The sequence below is a fragment of the Vibrio sp. QJM3NY_15 genome, assembly GCF_057785995.1.
In genome coordinates this window covers 1,292,857-1,317,626 of sequence record NZ_CM173517.1, presented here as the reverse complement: position 1 = coordinate 1,317,626, position 24,770 = coordinate 1,292,857, and the positions used below count along the sequence as shown (strand labels likewise).

The following is a 24,770-nucleotide window of genomic DNA, read 5'->3' as shown; positions in this document are numbered from 1 at the left end:
AAAGGCTAGATATGAATCTAGCCTTTTCTGTTTGGTACTAGCGCTTAAGGTAGTAGTTAGTCAGTTAAATAATATGCTACAGAGGTTCAGCGGTCGGTATCGATGAGATTAGTCCAAAGTATCCTGTGGCTTCAACCTTGTTTTCGTGCATCCCCAGCCTTGGATCCTCCTCAAGCCTTCTTACAACGTATTGCCCTTGGCCATCTTGCTTAATCTTGAAGACCATCAGCGTTTGATGGGAACGAAGAAACGCGTTGAGATTGTTAGGATTACCTTCAACGACTTTATCACTACGTACTGTCAGTAAGTAAATCGTATCAAATAAGGTGCCATAATAGCCTGTGCCGACAGCACGAGTACCATCGTGATAAGCGGCTTGAGCTTTGAAGCGGCCATGAGAGCCAATGATGGTCACATCACGATCGTCAAAATGACTGGTTATTTTGAAGTCGCTAAACATGGCATTCGCCCAAGGTACGAGGAGCGGTAGTACAAGTAATGCAATGATGTATAGAACTTTAGTTTTTCTCGTTAATCCCATACTTTTAACCGTCCTTGAATCACCACTTGGTCAAACTTCTTCTTAATATCGTCTTTTTGCAATAGCCCAATCACTTTTCCGTTTTGCTCGGCGATGCGTACGTGAGTTAAACCTCTGAAATAGTTTTCCAAATCACTCGCCACAACCTTAGCTGCAAATTCAGGGTCAAGGTTCATTTCATAATCACCATCCAAGGAAAAGAAGTACAAGGAATCCCCCAAGGATGCGTAGATACCTCTATGAACTCGATACACCTGCCCTTCATAACTGTGGATAGTCTTATAAATGCCCGATTTTGCATTCAAAATAATATCGTGTTCATCGTCTTCAAAGTGAGCGTAGCCAGAAAAGTAAGTACCTAAAGACAAAAACCATGGCACCAAAAACAACACCACAATGAAAATTCCAATCCGCAGGCTAAGAGACTTAAGGCTAACCACCAGCACCTCCCCCAAAACACTCAAAGCACTCGAAGGCTTCGCGATAAACGAAGTAGAACATGATTAGGCCTATAAACAGTGCGATAGTTATTTCCCAAACAACGGGCTTTTTGCTCCAACGTTGAAACACGTTAAAAGCGGTGGAGTCTTGGGTAGTAATAGGCGTTTCTGCATGGTCGCCAGCTGTCTGAGAAACAGGCTCTTGAGCTGTTTCTTGTTCATGATCTAATTCATGAGACTCAATGATAGCTTCGTTATTGGCTGCAGATTCATCATGAGCAATTTCAATGTTCATAGCGTTAATGAACACATACCCTTCTCCGGGCAAGTTATTCACTTCAAACCCAAGTTCTAAACTGTCTAATTTTTTTCTCAACTTCATGATAGCGACCGCCAAAGAGTTATCACCAACCACTCTCCCTGGCCAACCTTTCTCTATCAACGCCTGCTTATCAATCACTTCTCCGTGTGATTCACAGAAAGCCAACAGTAAGTTGTATTCACTTCGGTTCAGCTCCAAGGGCTGATTCTCTTGCCCAGAGTCACTGTCTATTAAAGTGATGGTTCTTCTTACTGTATCTATAGAAAGTCTTTTAAACATTCTTTTCCCTGTATTACTGCCACCTATTAAAAGTAGCCTAAAAAAACATAAAACACGATTTATCAGGCAGTTAACCATGACAAACCTAAAAAATTAAACGTTATTAACTGCGTATAAAGCACTATTAACGGGCTTTTATTTCCAATTCATACGCCATTGAAGTCAAATCAGTCACCTCGAAAGTGTGCACGTAATTTCGATTCCAATGCACCTTTTATTTTTATACATACATTTCTAAACAATAGGTGAGAAACATGAAACTTAATAACTTTTTCGTGATGAGCGCAACAGCATTAACAATGGCTTCTAGCACGGTATACGCAGCTGATGATGTAGCAACAGCAGATGCAATTTGGACTGGTGCAATTGGCAACTCAGTTCCAAGTTCAAACCTTATCATCACAGGTTTAGGTGGTGGCGATATTCAAACTGGTGAGCTGTACGTGACCTCTGAAGGTACGTTCACTTCTTCAAAGGTTGTTCTAGAAGCACGCGATTTTGACTCAGAGAACTCAACAACAGGCGATAGACAGCCACTTGCGAACTGGACTTACGTAACGTCACAAGTATTGGTTGGTGGTCAACTTACTCAAGATGCACAAGTAAGTGTTTTTAATGGTGGAACAGAGCTAACGGCAGCAGCACCAAACAGCTATCAAGGTTCATACGTTGAGTTAACAGTAGCAAACACAACTGACATCCAGGACATCCCAGTAGAAGGCACTGCACAAGTTATCGTTCAGATGTCTGCTAGTTACGACGGTTCACTTTAAGTCGTTTGGGGAAAACTGTGAATTACTTAACTCGCCCACTTCTCGTTCTGTTGACTGCTGGTGCCATGAGCCTTTATGCCAATGCAGAAACTCATACGTTCCAGTTAACGAGTGATATCGATAAGAAGCATTTTTTCTCTTATCAGATTACAGAGATCGCGTTTTCCCCTTCTTCATTGACACTAACGGTCGATCCAAAAAACGACACTTTCCGTGATGCAACAACCCAGTTACTGGTCGAAACCGATATTCCGAGTTCGGACCAATCGACTCGGTTCCAGTTATTCATGACGGGCAATACTGCGAAATGTTTTGACCTTGATAAGCAAGCATTACCAACGCCAGCTGACCTTGTTGATGTCACTGTCGCGGATCAGCCCTTAACGTCATCGACCCCAGTTCTGATGGATTTTAATACCACATCAGACAACCTAAAGGGTGGCGAATACGACGTCATCTTATCCTTTGAGGCTTTACCTACAGGCTCAAACCTGTGCCAAGGCCAGTTATCTGTTTTAGCGGAGCTTTCACTGTGAAAAATAGCACGTTTATTACAACAACGATCTTAGGTTCGTTGACCTTGTCACAACTGGTTTTTGCTAATGGAAACACTTTAATCCCAGCTGGGTTTGAAGATTTTTATTCGCAACAAGAGCGCGATGTCGAGATAAAAAACATTGATGGTCGTTACATGACGATTCCTATGTCGGTAACTTACGATTCAGTGCAATTCAGTAACCTTGAAGATGCAACTGCCGTTGCAAATGAACTGATGTCATCAGGATTAAACGAACGCACAGCAAAGCAGATAGTGGCTGGGTTTACTCGCGGTCAGTCGAATACTGTCGACTGCCAAGGTGACCTGAACTTATGTAGCCTTACACCGAAAAGCTACGACACATTTTATGACTATCACTCAAACAAGCTGTACCTCTATGTAAATAAAAAACTGCTTGAGGAAAGTAAGCCGAAAGCACTCAAGAAGCATTACGCGTCAACTTACAACGCAAACCCAGGCTTGATTAACAACGCGAGCTTGTACACATCGAGCGATTTTACTAATAACTTGAATGTAAATCTAAGTGACCAATTCATCTTGGGGCTGCCTTATGGCTCGGTTCATGTCGATACCTATCTGAGCAACCAAGAAGATGCGTCTGAACTGAATTACGGCTACTACAACCTAGAGTACCAAAACCTGCGTTTAACAGCGGGCTACCACCAAGATCGATTGGCGCTGAATAGTACCTCTTTCTTGCTCAACAGCACGCAATATCATGACGTAAACGTGAATTTGTCTTCGAGTAAAAACCTAAGCCGTACCGCTAAAAACGAAGACCAATCACTGTACTTCTATGCGCAAACACAAGGCGTACTCAAGATCTTCCGCGATGAACAAATCATCGTGCAACAGTCTGTACAAGAAGGCCAAGGCAGCATTAGCTACTCAGAGCTACCCAACGGCGTTTATGACGTCACCGTTGAGATCTCTGTGGGTACTCAAGTGGTCTCTTCTGAATCGGTACGAATTTACAACGCGAATACAGACACGTTGAATACTGGCGAATTTGATTACTCGATCGCCGCGGGTCAATTTCAAGACAACGACACTTATCAAAGTGACGAAGACCAACCATCTGGCATGTCTTCAACGAACGAATTCGAAGGCGTGGCATTCCTTCAAGGTGGATTAGCTTATAAATGGTCAGATACACAAACGGTCGCGATTGGTAGCACTTTGACCAACGAACATGCGATGGGGCAATTAGGGTTTAAAGGTTACCTACCATTCGATAGCCGCTATGAAATGTTCCTTTCGAACATTAATAGCGAAGCTTGGTATTTGTCTGGCTATTGGAACCTTGGCAGCTTGGGCTTTACCTATGAGCGCCTAAACAACCCAGACCAAAACCCATTTGCAGAATACTTATACGGTGCCAGTGACAAAGAACAGCTCGGTATTTCCACTAGCTACACCATTGGTGACACGGTGCGTGGGTATAGCTCGGTGAATTACATCGAACAAAGTAATTTATACAACAGCTCGCTAAGTAACTGGTCACTGTCTTCTGGCTTAAGTGCACCTTTCATTGTCGATTCAACTCTCGACCTGAACGTCACCTTTAACAATGAGCAACTGACATCCAATTGGGACGATGGTGAACTCTCCATCTCTCTAAACTGGTCGGTACCTCTTTCATCGAAGCTTACTGGCAATACGGGTTTCACCGTCACAGAAAATGGCTTTAGCCAGTATACCAACAGCTTAGAGACACAAGATTTAGTCGAAGACCAAGATACAGATTTACGACTTACTGCCAGTAACAGTTACTACGTTAACTCCCCTAATGCGGCAGTGACGAATGTAACAGCATATGCCGCCAAACGTGATGAGCATTACCAAGCTGACGGCTTTGTCTACGCCGCGAACAATGGCGAAAAAGCGTTAAACGCGACATTACGCAGTACCCAAATTATTGGAGGCGAGAGCGTGAGCTTCACTACAGCACAAAGTGACGCTTATGTGGTGGTCGATACCCAAAATAACATCCGCTTTGATGCCGATGAACGCAAAACCAAAGGCTTGGTGGTGGTAAAAACCGATGACCAAGTGATGAACAAACAATACATCTACGACGATCGAGCAGTCATTACGCTAGGTGACTACCAAGCCGCAACCATCGAGCTTGATGTCGAGAGCGTCGCTTTACACAACACTGGTCAGCAATCAGTGACGGGATACACGCACCCTGGTTCGGTCATCGAATTGAATTCAAACGTGAGTCGTGTGATCAGTTTTGTCAGCAAATTCAAAGATATTTTCGGCAACGATGTACACGACATTGAATGTGAAGGCCCAGCTTGTTTGAACGTATCAAGCATTACGTCTGGCATTCATAAAGTCGATGTACAAGAAGGTCAACAATTCGCACTAACCAGTAATGGTCAGCAGTGCTACTTACCGTCTGTCGATGATGCGAAACAGCTGAATTTTGGTACTAACTTCTGCCAACCAAACTTGAATCCAATGGAATCAATGATGTTGGTGAGCAACGACAAAGAAATTAACGTGATGTACATCGGTGAATTCGATGACATCAACACACTGAACGAACACTTGCATGCATTGACTGACAACGGGATGGAGTTTATTACCACGCGTCTAGGTCGTACTTCTTTTGTTTACCTGACTGTAAATAAGGATCTTCAACTCAGTCATCAACAACGTCAACACATAGAAAATGTTGCTCGCTACGCCAATTCGGAATCGCTACGAGAGCACAACTTTGTACTTAACCGACCTGAAGGTAACTGATTATGAAAAAGCTTCCTATTTTACTGACTGCTGCTCTTACAACCTCTGTTAACGCGATGAACGTCGATACCATGTTATTGGTTGGAGACGAATACGGAAATGGTGTATTCACTTTGACTAACAGCAATAAGATCACGGAATTTATTCAATCCAACATTACTCAATTGGTGGTTGAAGATGGCGAGATCACGCGTGTTCCGTACTCAGAAAACAACTTTGAAGATTGGCACGTCACGCTGACTCATAACAAAACCATTCTAGAACCGCACCGTCAAAAGCAAATTGGCGTGCGCTCTTTGTGTGGTAACAAATGTGATTTCACTGAAGACCAGTACTACCTCGTCAGCTTTGAGCCTTCTCCATACGACCCTGAAGGCAAGTTGGATTCAGCCGTGACGATTAACTTTGGCTACCGTCCTTTATTTGTTATCCCGGCACAAGCTCAAGATATTGATTACTCGATTTCTTTAGATCAAGGCCAACTGCACATCAACAACACAGGTAACAGCTTTGTGCGTGCCTATGTCGATCAATGCACAGATGAAGTAACAGAAGATTGTGAAGTCACCATCATGTCTCTAGCTGGCCGTGAGCGTAACTACCCTCTGCCAGAAAACATCGATCTTTTGGACCTAAAAGTCACTGTTGTTAACCACGACGAAAGTTACCGCCAAGATGTGACTCTGAGCGAGAGCAAATAATGAAACGACTCGTATTATGGTCGCTACTGTTCGCGGCTATGCCAAATTATGCAGCCACTCTCAACATCAATATTGAGGGACAACAGATACGCTTTGAAAACGCCATCACACTCGGTGGAAATAACTATACCTTGAGTGATTGGTCTATCGCGAGTGGCCTCACGACAACGAGTCAGTTTTTGCCAAGTGCGTTTGTTACAGACAAGCCAGACTCCATGACATTAACCAGTAATGCTGGTCAGAGTGTGGAAGCGGCAATTGCGGTCAATGGTCTGCAATACAATACGGCATCAAACCCTTTCACGCGCGGGGATAACCTGTTCGTGACACCAGTATGCAGCCAATCTCAATTGTCGGGAAACATTGTCACGCTTCATGACAACGATACACAAAACTGCAGTGCGGATTTCTCATTGGAGTATCCGCAATCCATCACGCCGTTTTATTTCTATCGTCCAACCTTCAACATAGACACAGCCTCACTATTGAATGCACTTCAAGGTCAGGCAAAAGGTGTCTACACGGCGACAATTCCCGCAGACATCAAATACTACTACCGCTCTGCCGGTGGCGCGCTAACCTACCGAATTTTACCTGACGTTTTTACTGTGAATATCGATTACACACCAAACAGCTTAGAAAGCATTAATGTAGTAGGCGATGGTGTATTGAGCCCGATGTATGACACAACGAATCATACTGTCTCAGCGGAGACCACGTTCAACATCACTGCGCTAGGCCAGTTCAGTACTGGCTTATCGATGACACTACTCACCAATGAATTTGAGCTGACATCAGCGTCAGGTAAGACATCTATCCCCTACTCTATCCAGTGCAATGAAGCGAACTGTGAGGATACAGATTGGGTTAAAAATGGCGTCAATCAACTCGACAATAATCAAACCAGCTATGTGATTCAGTTACCGAGCTCAGTGATCAATTTCGATCTTAATGTTAACTACCAGAATATTCCTTCGACAGACGTTGAAACCGGTACTTATTCAGGAAATTTCACCGTGATGTTTGAGGAACTGTACTAATGAAACTATCGACTTTGTCTTTCGGTGACGCTTTAGCGACGAAATACGTTATCGCCGGAGCCTTAATGCTACCTAACCTATGCTTGGCCGACGCTTCGCCATTTTATATTGGCGCTGACGTCACTAACGCAGGCAAAACAAACTCTGAGGTATCTGACACCGCCTTTGGTGGTCAAGTTCTATTGGGTTACGACCTAAACAAAACATGGTCTGTCGAAGCCAGCACTGGCTTCTTCGGACACATTAAAACCATTAAAGAACCGGGCTTCCCTTATTCGGAAGTTGAGGAACAGAGATTCAATAGTACGGATATTTCGTTACTCGGTACGATTCCACTCTCACGCCATTACAACCTATACGCTGGCGCGGGGTCGTTACTGGAGGGCAGTACGTGGTCTCCGATCGGCCAATTTGGCGTAGCGTATGAGTTTGATGAGCAGCTAAGCCTTAAGTTTGGCTATAAGTTCATCTTCAGCGATGACCCAGAAAAAGATCTCCAAGTTCTCAGTGTCGGTATGCGCTACCACTTCCCAACACAAAATGAATCAGTCCCTGAACCGATTGTGTACGACGACATTTATGTCTCTTCTACTTCAGAAGTGACGGTGTATGAACCTGAGGTTGTCGCTGAGGTAGAGCCTCAAACCTGCGAGACTGTTCGCTACATCGTTAAAAAAGACGATTGGCTGATTAAGATTTCTCACAATCACCATATTAGTTTTGAAGAACTGAAAAAGCACAATCATAGCTTTACAGATCTCCAAGATATCGACTTGATTCATGCGGGCGATATCGTGTTTCTTCCCAACGAACACTGTAATTAAGCCATGTTGTTGTATCTAAATTCAAAACGAGATGCATTAGAACTCTATGACGGAGAGCCACTCATTCTGTTGCACTCCGTCTCTCTTAGCACCATCGAGTTTAATGTTCTGCATGTTCTCTATGACAACAGTTATAAGCCTTGTAGTCGTCAAGACTTGAAAAAGGCGGGTTGGCCAGATCGAGTGGTTGGCCCAAATTCGCTGAATGTCTGCGTCATGCACCTGAGGAAGAAACTTAAGGCCATCATTGACGACTCAGAAATACGAGTCGTGCCGTCACATGGTTACAAGCTGTTAATTCCGACTTCCATTCAGTTGGTTGGAGACGGCGAACTGCCCTACATCAAACGGAGTGTGAGTTCTAAACGACTCAAGGTTTCAGGTACTGATCCTTTAAACCCTCTATCAGTGGAAAAAAGAGCAAAGAGGAAACGGATTAACCCCGGCATTTCTAGTTGCGCCCGCGAGCACCAGCGGCTTCGTTGGGAAGATCTGATACTGACTGTCTGTATCTGGACTTACGCTTTTGCTCTTTATCACTCGATTTTCAACTGAGGTTTTCATGAAGCTCAAACGACCACTACTCATTATCTTCGCCATTTTGGCTGTCCCTTATATCAACGCGACCGGTGGGGAATTTTCTATATACAGTGGCCATACTCAGCAGCACGCTGAAACTCATTTGCAATTTAATCATGGGTTGTACTCATCGGTTCAGTTTCTGCCACATGAGGTGGTGAGAAAAGGATATGGCATTTACGCCGTACTCAATAACACGGTATTTATGCTTGCTCTCGATCGGAATTATGAGTTTGTTAATCGCCACTTAGACGACAGCGAAGTACTTAAACTAGACGCCATTCAGCACTTATCTCGAATCAATGTCGCGCAGTTAAGTTCTGACAAAAACACTATTTATATGAAAAAACGGTTAGAACATGAAAAGATCGAAGACATTCAATTTAAGGGCGACTTGGGTTTCTGGTAGGCTTTCATTATGGAAAGTTTCGCTGATGCTCGCTAGCGTACTCGTCATTAGCCCTTGGTTAAGGCTCATGGGATCTGAATTCACACTGGAAGGTCGCCTCACAAACCCTGAACGTTCATTACATGTCTACATTAACAATGGGGTGTTTACGTTCGTTAACACCTTAACGGATGGCACGACAAGAAAGAGCTCTGGGCTAATTGGCTTTACTCAAAACACACTCTACTTTCTAATTTTGGAATCGCAGTACCTGCATGTGGCAGAGCACTTATCGCCACAGTTCAAGCGTGACCTTATCAACGCCAATAATCGCTTCTTCGACATTAAATTAAAAAAAAGAGGAGAACATGAGGTTTTGATGACGTTCGATGAAGAGCTCAAGTTTGAAGGAATACAAACTCAAGTGGCAAACATTAATGGCAGCTACCCTAAGATAGATTAATTTTTCAGAAGGTCGAACACACACAAAGCCCCAACATATGGGGCTTTTTAATGTCTGACGCTAATATTGGCTATTAGTTTCTGATTCCTGCTCGCTCTCGATGCTCATTACTTCCGATTCATTTCCAGAAAGCGCCTGTTGCTGACTACCAGAAAGCATTTGCTGCTCTGCCGTAATATCAGACTCTTTAAACACAATAAAAGCGCGGCGGTTTAACGCATCCGCTTTCTCAGTGCGCTCATTGATTGCTGGCTGTAGTTTACCAAACGATTTCACTTCCCAGATGAACTGCTTAGGGTCGAGTTTAGTTTTGAGGTATTCAACCACGGTTTCAGCACGACGCTCCGCCAACTTCTCGTTGTAAGAAACCGAACCTGCTTGGTCGGTATGCCCAGCCACCATGATACTGCCTTGCAAGCCACTCAACTGAGCCGTGAAATCATCCAACTGAGTTAAGTCTTCTGGCTTAAGCACTGATTTATCAAAATCAAAGTGTGGCGTCATTGCCATGTAAACCTTACGTTCGGGTTTTGGTGGCTCACAGAAAGGCATCTCTTCGTATTTCTGTGCTTCTTCAAACACGATAAATGCACGACGGTTCTCCGCTCGGTCTTTATCGGTTTTACCTAACAACAGAGGTTGAGTCTCACCAAGGTGTTTCACTTCCCAATCGTAATTCGTTGGATCGAGGTGTGCTTTCAAATAGTCTGCGACGGATTTAGCGCGACGCTGTGAAAGACGTTGGTTATATTCCAATGAGCCTTTGTAGTCGGTGTGACCAACAATTGTGATACGCCCTTTTAGGCCTCTGATCTCTTCGACAAAGGCATCTAAGTTGATCGCATCTAAGTCGCGTATTTTGTATTTATCAAACGCAAAATGCTCTGCGATAGCAACATGCACCTCACGTTCAGGTGCTAAACATTCACTGATTAAAAACTTAGACACATCTAAGCCGGCAAACTTGTCTCTGTTTTCCTGGCTCACGTAGGTGTCAGTTGCGCAGCCAGCAAGAAGCAAAACGCTCATTACACCGCTGATTAGGCCAATTGTTATTTTCATCTTACTTTTAGTTCTCAACTTACTTTTCGTTTTCAATTTTTAAGTCTCTACTTTCACCCTCTTTGGGCTGGCTTAAATCTTACCGACTAAGTTAATGAACACGCCGGATGCGTCATAATCATCATCGTTGGTTAAATCACTATCAAACGCAGAGAAGTTATAACCAATGCCCATTTTTAGGTTCTCACCAATGTGCTTGTTGACCGAAACTAACGCACCGTGTTCTAGCTCATCGTTGAGTGTGTCTGTTTTCCAGTGATATTCACCCGTTACATCCCACTCTTTCATTACGCGGTAAGAAGCACTTAACCCGTATAAGTCGATGTCGCTCTTAACCATCTCATTCGCACCAGATGCTCGCTCGAAGGCTTGCTGTTTGTCTTTATGCGCGTACTTAGTACCGACGTCCCAGTGTTGGTCGATCGAGTAGATCGCTTCAACTTCAATGATCTGGCTGGTTTCATCTTGATAATCCACATCGCGATCCAGTTGATCGAAATCTGCAATGTAGGTGTAGCGGCTCAGTAAGTTAAGTCGATCGTTATAGATCGGACGATACGCTAGTCCACCTGTGGCTTCCGTAAATTGAGCCATGGTTTCGCCCGTGGTTTCACTCTCTGTAATTGAATAGTTGTACTTGCCAAACAGCGTGTACTCTTCTGTTAAGTGGTGCGTGTAACGGTTGGTGGTTACGATTTGTTGCAGCTCACGTTGTGCTATCTCTGGGTCGTCCTCACTCTTATCCACTCGGTATTCGAATTTATGACTTAGAGTGATGTCGTCCAGATCAATCGATGCATTGAAGCTGATGGACTCACGCTCTGTGGTGATGTTCTCGTCATCTTCAATTTCACCAAGCTGATAGCCGATGCCCATCTCGACATCTTCCGTCACGTCGTAACCAAAGCCATACGAATCGATACGACCGTGACCATCGTTTTCATCAACGAACTGATTCTCTTGGTAGAAATCGACACTGCTGGTGAGGTCTGCACGCTGACCGACAATCACGTTGTTTTCACCTTCGTAGTTATCATCAACGTAGGTCACGTATGTGGAATGTTCATCAGACACATCGTAAGTCACGGTTGCTTCGGCGACTTGGCCGCGGTCGCCATCGGTGTATTCACCACCCAACGACAAATCTTCCAATACTTGGAACTCCGCACCAATCGATGCGCTATCATTCTCGTCGTAATCATCTGATTGAGATACTGTGGTTTGCCCTTTGATGTAGACGCTGTTGTCGCTGTCCCACATGTATTCCAAACGCACGCCAGCTAAAGTTGCATCGCTATGCTCATCGTTTTGGTTAAGTTCTTCGGTTTGCTGCCCAGCTGCAGATACCTTGATGTGCTGGGTAATTTTGAGTTGAGTCTCGACCTCAATAGTCTCAGTATCTGTTTCTAAATTGCCGTCAACATCACGCTCTTCATTAGTAGAGAAACGAGACAGAACCGCTAAGCGATCAGTAGCCTGTAGACGAAGCTCTGCACCGTAAGCTTCTTGTTCAAGGTCATCACTGCTGCTTGCGTAGCTGTATCCTGCATCTTTGTCTCGATACCAAAGCTTCAGATCATTACCTACAGCGCCGAAGATGGTTGGAGCAAGATCGTAAAGGCTAGTCACAGCCGTTATTTGGATACTGTCGCCCTCGCGATCTTCCAATGTGTCGCCAATCGGTGTAAAGGTTAAACCACCATCGGTAGAAACAAAATTCGACTCAGTTTGAGTACCTTCACTGTGTGCAAACTCAGCCTTAATGTAGGTACCTTCTGTTGCACGTAGCGTTAAGTCCGTGCCGTAAGACTCGTAGTCTTGGTTGTCCTTTTCTTGAGTCGCATACGTCACACCCACACCAACGTAATCATTGATCCAACCTTTGGCACGACCACCGTAAGACATCGCGTCTAACGAATCTGAACCTTGAGGTACATACTCATAATCGACAACCAGAAAGTTTTCGTAGTCATCGCCGTTTTCAATCACACTACCGAAGCTGTCGGATAGGATATTGTCCAGTGGCTTGGTCAGAATAATGCGGCCTTGGTACGGGTCAAAGTCATAGTCGACACCCGGCTCAAGCGGGATTTCATTTTGTACTAGGCCAGATTCATCTTTTACTTTTACGTAAACCTTGTCGCTTCCCGGCACCGCTTCACCATGACGAAGGAAGTATAGAGAGCCGCCTGTACCCAAGAACTCATCGTGTGCATACAACGAATCTGCTTCAGCCGTAAAACCGACCACGTTCAAGCGGTCTTCACCATATTGTGTGGTATCGCGAGTACGGTAATCGGCCTTGAAACCATAGAGGCTACGGTTGTAGTCGTTGTTCTCGGTACCAGTTAAACCTGTGTTGTAGTTTCCCCACAAGTATTGCGATTTATCGTATTCTACGTTGAGGTAGACCTTACCTTTAGTGTTGACCACTTTTTCGATATTTGAGCTATCGCCATAGTTGCCGTAATACAGCTCATCGTCGTCTTCGAGGATATCAAACACATCCGAATCGTCTGATGCAAACGGATGTTTGAACATATCTTTTATCTCACTTTCTCGAGTATCGAAGTGAGTGGTCACGCGAAGCTTGTCACCAAATTTACCCTGACCAAAGTACGCCAAACGACCTTGGTTATAGATATCATCTTGGTACTGGTCATCGACACTCAATGCATCACTATTGCCAGACACATTGTTCTTACCAACATAAAGATCAGCCAAACCCGTTTGTGCGTAGTACGTATCTGGAATGCGAACGTACAGCTTGTAACGGCGTTCATCACCGTTATCAAACACAACCTTCGTTGGGAAAATGTAGGAGTCTGTCGGTAGATACTGCTCCGCGTATAAGTTACCGTCTTCGACGTCAAATTCGTCTTCACCGATGATGACTTTATCAACGCCTTTCAAACCGGTACCAATGAACTTGGCTAAGCCCGCATTGGTTGGGATGTTGTGGCGCATCAGCTTAGCTTGCCCGTAGCTTTTGTCTTTACTCTCTTCATCGTCGTTATCGTTTCGGTCAATATCGACTTCAGAATCCGGCTTAACCAGATCTGTCACACCAACGGTGGTTACATCCATGTTGCCATCTTTGTCCCACGCCTTTAGGCGGAACATCAGCTGCTCACCAACCTCAAACTGATAATCAACATCGGTTTGACCATCCCAGTTGATGTCAGAATCGTTTGCCAGTTTGTCGCCACCAAGTACAGCGATGGGTTCAGACAAACCAAAATCACCAACACGGTACACTTCCAATTGGTACTTTTTGATGTAATAGCCATAGTTGGTGGTGATGGTGAAACCGACACTGTCGCGCAGAGTACCCTGCTCCACTTCCAACTCATCACTAACACTCACGTCAAGCACAGGGTCAAAGCGAGTGATGTCGCGACTTGCCCAAATAGCGCCTTGTTCAAGGTAAATACGCGAGCTGTCTTGGTCTTGGTTCGGTTTGGTTATTTCAATGCCAGTCGTCTCAGAACCGAGTTTTTCAAGCTTACCTGTGTCTTTCGCTACTGCCATCATAGGTATGGCAGTCAACACACACGTTGCTACACGAGACTTACTAAATACTTTCATACAATTTCCAGATACGGTTCCAATGGCTTACTTCTGTTCACTTTCTTGATCTTTGCGATGAACGCTAAAGTTGAACTTAGTGAGCTTGTTCGGGGTAATTCGCAACACTTTCGGGTTTTCGCTCACCACTTCCATGGAGGTGGATAGCGAATCAGTGTCCAACTTCACTAGGAAGTTCTTACCTTTCTTATTGAGTACCCATTGGTCGGGCACGTGGTAACGACCGTACTGGTCTGTGTAAATAACGATTCCCTCAACCGTCATCAACTTAACGCCCGGAATACCATCTTCGTAAATACCTTTATTTTCGATAACGATTTCCCACAGGTAATCCTCGCCATCGCGATATAGGTTTCTGGTTACGTTGAGGTTTTCCGCGCTTAGTCCCTTCTTCTTATCGGATTCATGCTTTAACTGAATCTGACCTTCTGCATCAAACTCAATACGAGAACCTGAATCGGTCGTGACATAGAAGTCAAAGCTCTGCTGTGTGCGAGTTTTAAATTGAATAACCACTTTGCTGGTTTCTGGCAGTGTTCGGTTCACTGAGTGACCCCAAAGGTCGCCAAGGTCCAAGCCCTGCTCAAGCCCAGTGGTTATCTCACCATCTTGAACAGCGACGTCTTGACCATCACGGATGATGTGTGTCGAGTCGGCGATGTAGCCTTGCGTTGCGAGGTTCGCGGTTAACTCAACATCAAACGCGGTTGCATCAGCTTGGAATCCATCCTTGTTGTGATCTTCGAAAACTTTGCCGATGATCGATGAGGTATCGAACACCTTGTCCGGTTCTACAGTCACTTTCGCGGAGTCTTCATTAGAAACAGTCGAGCCATCCACTTTCGCGACTGCAGTGTTGATATAGTCACCAAACGTGGCACCGACTGATACACGCAATAGATAACGAATACGCAGTTTCTCGCCCGGATCAAAGTTCAACGAAGTGAACATAAGCTTGCCAGTATCTGATGGCTCTTGAGAGATAACCTGATCATCTTCCGTACCAAACTCACCATCAATACCGCTCAACACGATTTCCGACGTGTCCACGATGTACTTCAAGCCACCTGGATAACGGTCTTCTACAGTGACGTTCTTAAAATACGATTCGTTGTTGTTCTCAACGATGATCTCGTACTCAACCGCATCACCGACTTGCGCGGTATCTTGCAACGCAGACTTGGTCAGCTCCAACTCACCAGAGTTATCAGGAATTTTCTTGATGTGATTGGTGACACTATCGCTGGTTTCGGTACCGTCAGATTCGGTCGCCGTAAAGGTATTGGTAATGTCGTCGTCCAAGCCTTTACCTAACGTACCAACAACTTCGAAGGCGTAGGCATTTCTCTTTTGGGACTTCAAGTTAACGGTGGTGTCTAGGTCTTTACTCGACGGGAAACTATGACGCTGAATCACCGCGCCTGTGTCATCAACTTCAACACCTTCAATTGTCCAATCGGTAAATACTTTGTTGCCAACGCTATTTTGCAGTTCACTGATTTCGTCAGTTAGACGCACGTTCGCCGCGTTACCTAGACCATTATTGGTCACAGCCAAGTAGTAAGTGACACTGTCGTCATCTTCAGTGTATTCAGGTTTATCTGAACGCTTTTCAACAACCAGATCGGCACCAACAGGAGGGAGGTCCAAAGCTGAAACCTGATTGCCTGTTATCTGCACCGAGGCTTCAGGAGCCGATTTACCTTTAGAACGAGCACGCGCCGTTGAACTCCCGGTCAAGTCAAGGTAATAACCAAAGACGTCGATGTTAGTCAACATGTCTTCGTTGACCTTCAAAACGAAGGTGTAATCAATCTTGCCGCCCGGCGCTATATCAACAACGGTGGATAAGTCTCTATTGTCGTCAAACGTGCCCGGTTGGGTTTCTGCTCCTTCCCAAGTGGCAGTTAGCTTACCTTCATCAAATGAGTTTCCAGTAACACCATCAATGTAATCACCCATTGATTCCGAGAACTGTGTATAAACAGCAACGTCTTTCGCGATACCACGACCAATATTTTGTACCACCAAGTGATACTCAACTTGTTCACCCGGTACATAATAAGGAGCATCGGTAAAGAGCTCAGCTTGAACGACCGCTGCTACGGTGTTTACCGGAGGGCTGACCACATCGCCACCGTCTACTTGCGCAGTATTAACGATACGCCCAGTCGCGGTATCTACGACCGTACCTTTTGAACGGAAAACGACCTTGCCATGTGGAGCAATATCGACACTGTATTCCGTTGGGCTGACCTGTTCAGCAGTCGAACCCATCGTGGTTGACTCCACCACCATTGAAGTTGTGCCAGAAACAAAAGCAGGACCTGTTGTGTCATTGTAATATTCAACTTCAATAGCACTCATGTCATCGACAACACTTAGGTCATTGATGTTGTTATTTGAGGTATTTTCAATCGTGACGAGGAACTCTAGTTCACCACCCGGCACATACTCGGTTTGTACATTGGTTTTCGTTGCGACAAACTCAGAATCTTTCGGCGTCATCACAACCGTAGAATCTTGTTGTGTGCCGTTGTAAGTGATAGATGCCGTGTTACTGATATCGCCAACCGCAGTAGTACGAATCAAGGCTTCAACATGAAACGTCACGGTACTTTGCGGGGCGATATCCATCTTAACGTCGATATCTTCATTCAACTCAAAGCTGTCCGGAGTCACAACCGAACGATCATCCGTCGTTTCAAAGCTCACTTCCCACATTAGGAATGCCGATTCTTTTTTGTCTGTCGTGGTGTCTACTTCAATGTCGCTGATGATGTCTTGAAGTTGAACACCAGAAGCAAAGGCATCAGAGGTGTTCGCTACCTTAATCTCGTAGTGACTCAACTTGGTCACTTCATACGATGGTGCATCGACCGTTTTCTCGATAGAAACCGTTGCCAACACGGGAGTACTGGTTGCCGAGTCATCAAAGGTCGTGCCGTCAAAAGCCGCTGATGCCATATTAGTAATATCACCAGTCGCAAGCGTATTCGTCGTCACTTGAATAGTAAAAACAATGCTATCTTCAGGTGCTATGTCTAACGTCGTATTGAGGTTTTCGCCCGTGGTTAGGATTGGAACGGGAGTTTCACCGGTTGCCGAAGTCGCTGATATTTGAATTGAAGCAGGAGCAAACGCTTCTTCTGTCATCCCACCCGCAATAGAGGTCTCAATCGATTTCAGATCATCTTCGATCACGACATCTTCAGCCCAGCCTAAGCCGTTATTCTTAACCGTCACTGTATATTGAAGCGTATCTCCCGGAAGGTACTCGGGCTTATCAACCTCTTTAGTAATCTCAATCTGCGCATCTTCTGGAATGTAAGTCGCATCTGCGGTGTATTCACCATCATCGCCAGCCACTTTAACAACGTTAGTGATCTCGCCTTTGGCCTTGTCATTTACCGTGTTGGTTGCGACAAATGAATAGCTATCGCCAGGGTGAATACTGTAAGTCGCACTGTAACCTTGGCTCGTGTTTGCTACATCTTTACGATGATTCAGTGTTGGATCGCCGCTACCGTCAAGCTGTTCGTCGCTGATGATCCAGTTGCCAGTTAGTGCTTGCTCTTGATCTGGGCTGTTAGCCACTTCAGTCATGATGGTATCAATACGATCCGTCAAGACTTGATCGACAAGGTAACCTTCACCGGTATTAGCGACAGTGATCTTGTATGAGATAGGTTGACCCGGTTGATACTTAGCATCAGGCTCAGCTATCGGTGTGGTTTCTTTAGTTACTACCAGTTGCCCCGACTTCGGAGTGATATAACCTTCTCGTAAACGAATCACTTTCGAGTCATCCAAGCCATGTCGCAGATAGGCGGTATTGGTAAAACGACCAATAGCGTCATCACGAACTTTACCTTGTAGGTGAATTCGAACAGCCGTGTACTTGTCACCACCACCGGTGCCAGCATCATCACGCCCTGCTATCTTGAGAGACTTAGCTGGTAAATCGATGTCTGGGCTGTTTTGCCCTACCAGCTTGTCTAGCTCTGAGAAGTCATTCGCGTTTGGATCTGACGGCGCAGAGTTGGCAAGAACATCATAATCAAAAGTCCATTCCGTCAACGCTGTTTGCATTGAGCCGTCAACGGTTTCGACTTCAAAACCGCTGATGATGTCTCGGATTGAGAACAGACCAGTATCCACATCATCATTAGTGATATCGATGTAGTAATTGACAGTACCACCCGGCACGTACTCAGGTGTATCCGTCCACTTATCAGCTAGGATATTCGAACGCCCAGGGTTGAGTACAATATCGTTGGTGTCATCACCATTCACTTGCGCCGTGTTAGTGATAGTTCCTGTCGCTGATGTAGAAACTCTGCCTTTCACATCGAACACGATACGCTCGCCAGGTCGAAGGTCGACAGTCGCATCCAATGGCACACTACCGTTGTAATTGCCTTGTACGTCATAAGAACCAACAGGTTCCACAGCTATCGCGGTTGTCCATTCAGAGAATGCGTCGTCGCCATCTTCGGTTTTGATGGTATGAATAGCATCGACAATACTCACATCATTAGCGATGCTGTCACCCGTGTTATCTAGCGTGACTTGATATTCAACATCACCACGAGGTGCGTAGTTACAACTGTTGCCATCACTTGAAGGAAGAGAGCACCCTGTCGATTCACCATCGGTATAAACCAAGGTTTTGAAGTAGTTGAGCTCAGCCTGTTGAGGTGGAATGGTTTCTGATTCCGCTGACTTATCTTCCGCCGTCACTCGGTTGGCTTCGATAGTACCTAAAGCGTCATCACGGATAACACCCGTTAGGTTGAACGTCAGCACTTCACCTGCAGCAATATCAGTTTCAATATTCAGGTTACGGTTTGGGTTATAGCTAGGAACATAGGTATCGGCGTTAGCATCAATACCATTGCCGACTTCGTGAGTGATATCGCCAGAAACAAAGGCAGATTCCATTGTTCCGCCAATAACCTCAACTTGAATATCCTCTACCGTGTCTTTGATCTGAATATCATTTGCCCAACCGTTTTCGGGGTTAGTAACGACAAACTCATACTCAACTTCGTCGCCCGGCAGATAAGTATCTCCATCGTTAAACGGATTACCATTAATCGACACCACGCGTTTTTCAACACTGATATTATTTCCAAGCGGTGTTAATTTAGCACTACGAACACTACCGTCGTAACTTGCCTTGTTGATGATTTCACCCAATGCATCCTCACGAATCACAGCATGGATGGTGAACGTTAGGCTTTCCTGAGGCGCGATAACAATGTCGTTATCAATATCGACGTTGTTGCCAGAAACAAAATCAATCGCATCCGTAATCGAATCAACCGCTGCCGTTTTTTCTAACTGCACTTCCCAACCAGACAAAAATGGCTGATCGACTGGATCAGTACCTGTCATCGAACTGTCTTCTGCAATGCGAGTTTGAATCGCCGAAATGGTATCTTCTAAACGATTTCCATATTCGGTGCCGTTACCTGTGTTCTTAATCTGAACACGGTAGTAAACCTCACTCTCACCTGTGGCTTGAGAGTACTCAGATTTGTCCGAAGAGAAACCAGCGTCATAAAATGCCTTTTTCGAAAACGAGACCTCGGGGTCCGACATCGACGCTGGTGGAGAAACGGCTATCAGTTGGTTCCCAGCATCTTCGTCAATGTAAGCGCGGTTAGTAAAGGAACCCACCGCTTTCGGACTGATTTTGGCTTTAATGACATAACGCACAAATGCCGACGACGTTGCACGACCAAAATTATCAGCCGAGACATCAAAGTGCGTATCAATCGGCTTATTGTCTTGAATCGAATTATCAACATCTGGGTTAGAAATCCCTGAGCTATCTGAAGACGTTTCAATCGTCCAACTATCAAATGCAGGGCCACGCGTTCCATCAAAGTATTGAGTGTTAATTTGGTCGATGTCATCACGCAAGCTCATATCATCAACATGGGCATTGGCGATGTTCTCAATTAAGATTTCATACTCGATGTATCCTCCTGGCATGTAGCTTGTCGCCCCAGGAATAGAGTTACCATCGGTATCGTAGTAAGCCAGAATGTTTTTTTCGAAATCGACTTTGCGTGCTTCTTGCTGAATATTGTGAGAAATCGTGTCGCCATCAACGGTCAAGACGTTAACGACACCGCCATTCGCTTTATCATTAATGGTCGCGACCACCTGATACTCGAACGTGGCTCCCATTGGAATATCCGCTTCGAGATCTAGATTGCTGTCTGTTGATGTATAAACCTTACCCGCACCCGCTCCGGCATCGACATACTCAGAGTCGGTACCAGAGGCGATAGAGGTAATGACCCATGTTGAGTACGCAGGCCCAGTTGTACCATCAACCAGATCTACCGTGATATCCTTTAAATTATCGACGATTGGTATGTCGTGAGCGTTACCTTTACCATCATTCTTAACCACCAAATGATAGGTAACCGTCTTGCCCGGTTCATAAACAACTTCATCGGTTGTCTTATCAAAATCTAGGTGATAATCATCAGGCAGCACCACGGTATCACGATAATGAATATCACCGGTCGCATCAGGTCTAACGATGCCTGTGACGGTGTAAGTCACGTCCTCTCCAGCATCGATATCAATAGAAGTTACGATATCGGTATCATTTTCAACATCGCCGTCTTTCGTGCCATCTGTTGTGCCTGCATTTGTAGGTTCGCTCTTAGCGACAGCAACTGTAAACTTATTGGTACCAGTTGTATCATCAAAGAAAGGATTGCCTGATGTGCCGTCTTGAAGCTCAACCGAGATATCGTTGATCAACTCATTGACGTCAACATTATTCCTGTAACCATGTCCATCTTGGGAGTTGTACTTTATGGTATAAGTCAGCTCATCGCCCGGAGAGTAACGGTTGATATTAGTTGTGCGAACCACAGTGCCGTTATTGTGTACTTGATGGTTTTCAGCCACAGCGCGTTTTGCATATTCACAATCATCAGTACAACCTAGATTGTCGTCGTGAATAAGTAACGCTTCATTGCGAATGATTCCACGGTCTCTATCAGTCACACCGTTCGACACCGCATTATCTTTAACCCGCGCTTTTATTCGAACCGTAACAAAACTATGTGCGTCGATAGAGAGAGGTAATTCAACATCTTCGGTTGTTTCAGAGCCAAAACCTGAGCCAGTATCAACCGACCAGAATTCAAACGGATTTTGATCAAGATAGTCTTCTACCTCACCATCTTTATCGTTCGCTAATGTTGTGGTGATCTCACTCAATCGATCTATAAAAATAAGGTTGTTGACACGAGTTTCGCCATTGTTACCAATCACGATGGTATACGTCAGGTCTTCACCCGGCGTATAGCGAACAACATCGGTCGTTTTAGCGAGTGATACATTGATATCATAAGTACTGTTTGAATTATCTATTTGCGCAGAAGAGCTGTGTTCACGGTCTGTGATTGGGTCATAAACATCAACACGGTTCGATACTTGATCTTCTTCGTAATCAGACTTAACCACACCACTCACCTCGTAGTGCACCCACCCTCCTGGGGTAATATCTACGTCAGTATCAATATCTGCATTATCAGAAACATCACCGTATCGAGAGCCCGGCTTATCACTGTCGGTTGAACCTACCACCGTCCAACTATCAAAGAAGTTAAGTGCTGAAATACTATCTTTTACGGTTGCATCATTTGCGTATCCAACACCTCGGTTATAGATATAGATATCAAATGTCGTGTACTCTCCTTCCACAAACTCAGAATTTTGAGCCGTCTTATCGACAACAAGGTTGGGTTCGTTTGGATAAGTGCGAACCGTATCTGAAAGGTTAGTATGAGGCCCAGTGACGTTAGCTGTATTGGTGAAAGCGCCCCAAAGAATTTCACTGTCGACACTGCGATCGAGTGTCCCGACAATGGTATAGGTGATGGTTGCACCTGGTGGGATTTGTGCAACAGCATCCAAGTCCTCACCGTCTAAGAATTTACCAGGGTCAGTAACGGCTTCTACCCAAGGAGAGGCTGCCTCTTTTTCAGCATTAATGGTCCACGACGAGAATACCGGTTTAGTTTCACCCGACTCATGAAGTAACTCAGCCTCTATTTTGCTGATTTCATCTTTAACATTGATGTTCGATGCAAAACCATTGCCGTCAGGGTTGGTAATGCTGATCGTGTAAGTCACTTCCTTTGTCGTATCGGTGTAAGCATTTTGCTCATTGTGACCGTCGACACGCTTATCCAAAATGAGATAATAGTCTCGTGGGTAAGCACCTCTATCAGAGTAAAGTACGCTGTCTACCGTTACTTCATTTCGAATCTCACCGTCAGCAATTGGGTTTACAACCGCGGCAATGCTATAAACGATCTTGTCGTGCGGAGCTAACTTAGCCTGCACATCCAGAATCTTTTGATTACTCTGATCACCTTCAATCTTATCGGTAAAACCAGGATAACTATTTGTCGACGTCGTCCCGTCAGAGGCATAAGATTTCGCCGTCACTTCCCAGTTCAAATATGCTTTGGTCTGTGTACCATGGATAGACTGAGTTGTAATTGACACTAAATCATCATAGACAGGCACATCGATCGCGTAACCATCACCGTTATTTTCTACTGTGATTTCATAGTTGAGAGTGCCACCCGCTGAGTAGTAACGAGAGTCCACTTCTTTCTGTACTTTTAGCTTGGAGTTAGGCATTTGCACGCCAGATCCTGACTCACCTAGGTTGTCTCCCAGACACAAACCAGCATCTGTACCATCATCGACAATCTGCCCAACACTGGTATCCGCTACTTTTGCTGTCAACTTGTAGCGAACAAACCCCTCAGGTGCTAGATCGACTTTTAGGTTGATGTCGTTCGTAGTCCAAGCCCCATAATTAAATGAGCCATAGTTAGAACCCTCACCGCTGCTTTCATCCACTTCCAGTTTCCACTCAGAGAATGCAGAATCAGTCGTGCCATCGGCTTGCTCTGTCACGATACAAGCGAACTTGTCGATCACTTCAACATCGTTTGCAAAAAAATCAGTGTCTTTGTTGGAAATAACAATGTCTTAGACCACTTCATTTTCACCCGATATTCCAGGCACATAAGTGGTATCCGTTGTGTTCTTGTTGCGGGTAATTTGGCTTGATGAAGACTTCAGAACTTCTTGCGTATCTAGAGGGTTAGTCACCACATCAGCAGAATCTGCCGTACCTTCAGCATCCAAAACGCGCGCGACAACTTTAGGAATTTCACCAATTGAAACTGGGCTTACATCGACCACTACCGAGTAAAGGATCTCCTCGCCAGGGTAAATAGAGACAATATCGTTCAATGATTTATTCGATTCAACGCCACTGGTGGCCAGTTCGGACGTGCTGTTAGGTCCAATAGTAATAACTTGATTTGACCAAGATTCGTAGGGGTTGCCAGTCGTGTCGTCAGCATTTTTGTTGTTGCTGATCTTGTTACCTAACTCTGTCTCAAGATCGGCAAGTAGCTGCTGAACAGAATAGTGGTAAGCGATACCCGAATTTTCTTGGTTGGAGACAGTAATCGTATAAGAGAACTCATCATCAACAAGGTAGTTCTCAGATTGGTTCAAGGTATGCGTCAGAGTGACATTAGGTTGTGTTGGTGGCGTGATAACTTCTTTTGCCGTCACCAAAGCATCACGTGTTTCTGCCGTGATACCGTCATTAACAATGTCGCCGACGAGTTTATCAGCAACAGTCGCTCGAATTTTGTAGGTGATGGATCCACCAATATCAATCGACGCATCATGGACAACCAAATCCCCTGAGGAGTTAAAGGTACCCGCATCACTTTCTCTACCTTCAACCTCGGCAGAGTTTTCATTATTAAAGAACGCGAGCTGAAGATTCCCATCAACGTTGAGTGTCTTGATGTCTGAAATCGCATCTTGAACATCGATCGTCTGAATGACCGTATCGCCAGTATTCGATACCTTGATGGAGTACGTGAGTTCACTTTTCAGTTGGTAATTTGTCTTATCTACTGATACCGCAACATCATGTTCATACAAACCTCGTTGAATGGATTCCGTATTTGATTCAACAGAATAGAGAGGCCCTGAACTTGCTCTTGCGACATTATCAACCGTACCCGCTGCATCATTGGAAACGGTGGCAGTCATCGTATAGGTCACCGACCCGCCCGCCGTAACACGTACGTCAGTCGCTTCTAAATTGCCAAAACGATTATAAGTACCTGACGACGAAAGAAGGGTCGACTGAGCTTGAATCGATGCTTGAGTAAAGGCGCTAACATCATTCCCTTGGTCGTCTGTGGTTAAGATATCTAATAGCTCATCTTTAACGTCAAAGTCATGGATGGTTCTATCCGACTCATTCGTTAGAACAAGCGTGTAAACCACTTTTTGGTCATTGTCATAAGACGCACTATCGACAGAAAGGTCCATGACTAGGCCTGTTGTGTCCGCATAGGAAGCGAATG

Annotated in this window: 14 protein-coding genes and 1 pseudogene; 9 read left to right on the top strand and 6 right to left on the bottom strand. The window is 45.0% G+C overall.

Annotated features, from left to right (window positions below; all coding sequences use genetic code 11):
- Positions 1–76: 76 nt before the first annotated feature.
- The 3 genes from AC3CKG_RS05860 to AC3CKG_RS05850 are packed head-to-tail and all read right to left on the bottom strand — an operon-like array spanning position 77 to position 1,582.
- Entirely contained in the window at positions 77–541 is a 465-nt protein-coding gene (locus AC3CKG_RS05860; protein WP_065103775.1) for a hypothetical protein, read from the bottom strand.
- Positions 532–921, bottom strand: coding sequence for a hypothetical protein (locus AC3CKG_RS05855; RefSeq protein WP_241905950.1), 390 nt, complete (start codon positions 919–921; stop codon positions 532–534). Before AC3CKG_RS05855 ends, AC3CKG_RS05860 begins: the two co-directional genes overlap by 10 nt.
- A 52-nt stretch (positions 922–973) precedes the next feature.
- The gene (locus AC3CKG_RS05850; RefSeq protein WP_488528977.1) at positions 974–1,582 is read right to left on the bottom strand and encodes a winged helix-turn-helix domain-containing protein; all 609 of its coding nucleotides are present in this window, start codon (positions 1,580–1,582) and stop codon (positions 974–976) included.
- A gap of 254 nt (positions 1,583–1,836) precedes the next feature.
- On the opposite strand from AC3CKG_RS05850, the gene AC3CKG_RS05845 reads away from it, so the two are divergent.
- The 9 genes from AC3CKG_RS05845 to AC3CKG_RS05805 all read left to right on the top strand — a co-directional run bounded on the left by AC3CKG_RS05845 (position 1,837) and on the right by AC3CKG_RS05805 (position 9,666).
- A complete protein-coding gene (locus tag AC3CKG_RS05845; RefSeq protein ID WP_102541429.1) occupies positions 1,837–2,355 on the top strand; it encodes a hypothetical protein in 519 nt (172 codons plus the stop codon).
- Between the two features lie 17 nt (positions 2,356–2,372).
- Entirely contained in the window at positions 2,373–2,891 is a 519-nt protein-coding gene (locus tag AC3CKG_RS05840) for a hypothetical protein (protein ID WP_488528976.1), read from the top strand.
- Positions 2,888–5,671 carry a TcfC E-set like domain-containing protein gene (locus tag AC3CKG_RS05835; RefSeq protein ID WP_488528975.1) on the top strand — a complete coding sequence of 928 codons (2,784 nt, stop codon included), beginning with the start codon at positions 2,888–2,890 and terminating at the stop codon, positions 5,669–5,671. The genes AC3CKG_RS05840 and AC3CKG_RS05835 overlap by 4 nt, the downstream gene beginning before the upstream one ends.
- A gap of 2 nt (positions 5,672–5,673) precedes the next feature.
- A complete protein-coding gene (locus tag AC3CKG_RS05830) occupies positions 5,674–6,372 on the top strand; it encodes a fimbrial biogenesis chaperone (protein WP_065112228.1) in 699 nt (232 codons plus the stop codon).
- On the top strand, positions 6,372–7,412 hold the full coding sequence (locus AC3CKG_RS05825; RefSeq protein ID WP_488528974.1) for a hypothetical protein: 1,041 nt from the start codon (positions 6,372–6,374) through the stop codon (positions 7,410–7,412). Before AC3CKG_RS05830 ends, AC3CKG_RS05825 begins: the two co-directional genes overlap by 1 nt.
- On the top strand, positions 7,412–8,236 hold the full coding sequence (locus AC3CKG_RS05820; RefSeq protein ID WP_488528973.1) for an outer membrane beta-barrel protein: 825 nt from the start codon (positions 7,412–7,414) through the stop codon (positions 8,234–8,236). The genes AC3CKG_RS05825 and AC3CKG_RS05820 overlap by 1 nt, the downstream gene beginning before the upstream one ends.
- A 3-nt stretch (positions 8,237–8,239) precedes the next feature.
- Positions 8,240–8,791, top strand: coding sequence for a winged helix-turn-helix domain-containing protein (locus AC3CKG_RS05815; RefSeq protein WP_488528972.1), 552 nt, complete (start codon positions 8,240–8,242; stop codon positions 8,789–8,791).
- Between the two features lie 7 nt (positions 8,792–8,798).
- Entirely contained in the window at positions 8,799–9,224 is a 426-nt protein-coding gene (locus tag AC3CKG_RS05810; protein WP_102541436.1) for a hypothetical protein, read from the top strand.
- Positions 9,225–9,291: 67 nt separating this feature from the next.
- Positions 9,292–9,666, top strand: a complete 375-nt coding sequence (locus AC3CKG_RS05805; RefSeq protein WP_488528971.1) for a hypothetical protein — start codon at positions 9,292–9,294, stop codon at positions 9,664–9,666.
- Positions 9,667–9,726: 60 nt separating this feature from the next.
- Here AC3CKG_RS05805 and AC3CKG_RS05800 read toward each other — a convergent pair whose 3' ends face one another.
- From AC3CKG_RS05800 to AC3CKG_RS05790, 3 genes and pseudogenes are all read right to left on the bottom strand, one after another.
- The gene (locus AC3CKG_RS05800; protein WP_488528970.1) at positions 9,727–10,728 is read right to left on the bottom strand and encodes an OmpA family protein; all 1,002 of its coding nucleotides are present in this window, start codon (positions 10,726–10,728) and stop codon (positions 9,727–9,729) included.
- 72 nt (positions 10,729–10,800) lie between these two features.
- Positions 10,801–14,316: a hypothetical protein gene (locus AC3CKG_RS05795; RefSeq protein ID WP_488528969.1), complete on the bottom strand. Its 3,516-nt coding sequence runs from the start codon at positions 14,314–14,316 to the stop codon at positions 10,801–10,803.
- A 27-nt stretch (positions 14,317–14,343) separates the two neighbouring features.
- Positions 14,344–24,735: pseudogene (locus tag AC3CKG_RS05790) on the bottom strand (hypothetical protein).
- Positions 24,736–24,770 lie beyond the last annotated feature (35 nt).

Excerpts from the sequence above, each read along its gene's own strand:
- AC3CKG_RS05820 (WP_488528973.1), top strand. The coding sequence starts at position 7,412 with ATGAAACTATCGACTTTGTCTTTCGGTGACGCTTTAGCGACGAAATAC.
- AC3CKG_RS05805 (WP_488528971.1), top strand. The coding sequence starts at position 9,292 with ATGGGATCTGAATTCACACTGGAAGGTCGCCTCACAAACCCTGAACGT.
- AC3CKG_RS05830 (WP_065112228.1), top strand. The coding sequence starts at position 5,674 with ATGAAAAAGCTTCCTATTTTACTGACTGCTGCTCTTACAACCTCTGTT.
- AC3CKG_RS05810 (WP_102541436.1), top strand. The coding sequence starts at position 8,799 with ATGAAGCTCAAACGACCACTACTCATTATCTTCGCCATTTTGGCTGTC.
- AC3CKG_RS05860 (WP_065103775.1), bottom strand. The coding sequence starts at position 541 with ATGGGATTAACGAGAAAAACTAAAGTTCTATACATCATTGCATTACTT.
- AC3CKG_RS05825 (WP_488528974.1), top strand. The coding sequence starts at position 6,372 with ATGAAACGACTCGTATTATGGTCGCTACTGTTCGCGGCTATGCCAAAT.
- AC3CKG_RS05845 (WP_102541429.1), top strand. The coding sequence starts at position 1,837 with ATGAAACTTAATAACTTTTTCGTGATGAGCGCAACAGCATTAACAATG.
- AC3CKG_RS05850 (WP_488528977.1), bottom strand. The coding sequence starts at position 1,582 with ATGTTTAAAAGACTTTCTATAGATACAGTAAGAAGAACCATCACTTTA.
- AC3CKG_RS05815 (WP_488528972.1), top strand. The coding sequence starts at position 8,240 with ATGTTGTTGTATCTAAATTCAAAACGAGATGCATTAGAACTCTATGAC.
- AC3CKG_RS05795 (WP_488528969.1), bottom strand. The coding sequence starts at position 14,316 with ATGAAAGTATTTAGTAAGTCTCGTGTAGCAACGTGTGTGTTGACTGCC.
- AC3CKG_RS05800 (WP_488528970.1), bottom strand. The coding sequence starts at position 10,728 with ATGAAAATAACAATTGGCCTAATCAGCGGTGTAATGAGCGTTTTGCTT.